This is a genomic window from Actinophytocola sp. NPDC049390, from assembly GCF_044466355.1.
Lineage (GTDB): Bacteria > Actinomycetota > Actinomycetes > Mycobacteriales > Pseudonocardiaceae > Actinophytocola.
This window is the reverse complement of record NZ_JBITMQ010000047.1, coordinates 1-1,965: the sequence shown is the minus strand read 5'-3', so window position 1 is coordinate 1,965 and position 1,965 is coordinate 1. Positions and strand designations below refer to the sequence as shown.

Below are 1,965 nucleotides of genomic sequence, written 5' to 3'. Positions count from 1 at the left end.
CCTGGCTTCCGCAGCTGTTGTAGCGAGATAGTCCGTGAATCTGGGGGTTGACGTGCGGAAACGTGCCGTCGGTTGGTGGGACGGTGTGTATCTAGGAGTTCGGTCTGGTCAGCGGCTGGGTGGGGTGAGTTTGTAGATCCTGGGCGGGGTGTCGATCTGGAGAGCGTGGAGGAGATCGTGTTGGTGTTTGGTGATCTCGGTGCGCTGTTGGAAGGTGCCGGCGGGGCCTGTGAAGGTGCCGAGGGTGATCTTGTCGAGATCGTGGCGGAGGGTGGGCCAGGTGTGTCCGGTGGTGGTCTCGGCGATCCTGGCCAGGAGTAGGGCAAGCCAGCAGAGCAGGACGTGAGCGCGGATGCGGTCTTCGCGGCGGTGGAAGACGGGCCGCAGGTCGATGACTTGTTTCATGTCTCGCCAGCCGCGTTCGACCTCGAGAAGTTGCTTGTAGCCCAGGGCGATGTCCTCGGCGGTCATCTTGGGATCAGACGTGCGCAGTAGGTACTTGCCGTCCAGGTTCTCCTCGGTCTTGATCCTCGCGGCGTCGATGCGCAGCAGCCCGCCGGGAGTGGTGCGCAGGTAGCGGTTCAGGCCGGGCTTGGTGGAGATCACCCCGCGTAGTTCGGCCCGTTTGGTCGCGCTCAGTGCGTCGGTGCCGTCGATCAGTTCGGTGAGTTGGGTGACCAGTCGGCCTCGGGTTTTCGCGTCGCGTGTCGCGGCTTCGGGGTTGAAGCAGATGACGAACCGCTCGTCCTCGCGGATGCGGACTTCCTTGACCCGCAGGTTGTCGCGGACCTCTTGATAGCGGCCTTGGCGGGCCAACGCCGCAGTGGCCTCGGCCGATCCGGAGCGGAGCTTCTCGCCGATGATGTAGTGGTGATCGCCCTTGCGTAGGTGTAGGCGGTTCTGTTCGGAGGCGAAGCCGCGGTCGGCGACCCACACGATCTTGGACAGGGTCCAGTCGCGCATGTCGTCCTTGACCTGCCGGATCAACGCCGAGTCGCCTGTGTGGCCGGGCCAGGACCAGACCCGGACCGGGATGCCGGTGCGGGCGACGGCCATGCCGATCACGACTTGGGGCAGGTCGTCGCGGTGGTCCTTGGACTTGCCGAACGACCGGAACCCCTTGCGCTTGTGTTCGTCGGTCGCCTTCTCTTCGGCCACGACCTCGCCTCGTTCGTTTCGAGGAAGGGCCTCATCAGCCTCTTCGGTCTCGAAGTAGGTGCTGGTGGTATCGAAGAACAGCAGGTCCACCTCAAGATTCAGCAGGTTGGCGACCTGACCGAACACCGCTTCCTCGAGCTTGGCGGAGATCTCGATCAGCCAGTCCATCGCCCGGTAACAGGCGTCGTCGCTGGTGGAGGCAAGCCCGTCGATATGGACGTCGTTGTTCACCCAGCGGGAGGCCGCGAGCTTCGAGGACGGGGCCAGGGCACGGTTGGCGACCAGCGCGAACAGCACCCGCTCCGCGTTCGGGTCGAGTCGGCGGCCCTTGAGCAGGCGTTTCATCGTCTTGCCTATCTCCAGCCGTTGCCAGAGCGCGTCCAGCACCCAGGTGCCGCCCAACGGCCGGGACTCGGTGAACGCCAGCCCCTCCGCAGTGGCGGCCAGGACAGCGTCGGGGTCCAGGAACCGGGTGACCGACGCGATCAGACGTCCCAGCGCCTCCCGGTTCGCGGCGTCCTCACGACCGAAGTTGTAGACGACCTGCACCTTCGACCGCTTCAACGCGGGATCCCACACGTTGTGCGCCAACTGCAGGTAGCGGACTTCGGTGCCATCCTTGTTCCGCCGAGGCGTCGACCGCAGGTACATGGACTAGACGATAGCCCCTTAAGCCATGCACATCCACGAAATCACCGACAAGCGTGTATCTAGGCGGAACCGTGTTTCACACCATGTTCCAGACCACTGACCAGCAGATCCAACCCCAGCCGTAACCCAGAACCGCGATTAGCTGCGGAACCCGGG

1 protein-coding gene is annotated in these 1,965 nt (G+C 64.3%); it reads right to left on the bottom strand.

Translation table 11 applies throughout. The features are described 5' to 3' along the window. Window positions 1-108: 108 nt before the first annotated feature. Window positions 109-1,707 (bottom strand): IS1634 family transposase, encoded by a 1,599-nt coding sequence (locus ACIBVP_RS45705; RefSeq protein WP_396112823.1) that lies wholly within the window; start codon window positions 1,705-1,707, stop codon window positions 109-111. Window positions 1,708-1,965: the final 258 nt, after the last annotated feature.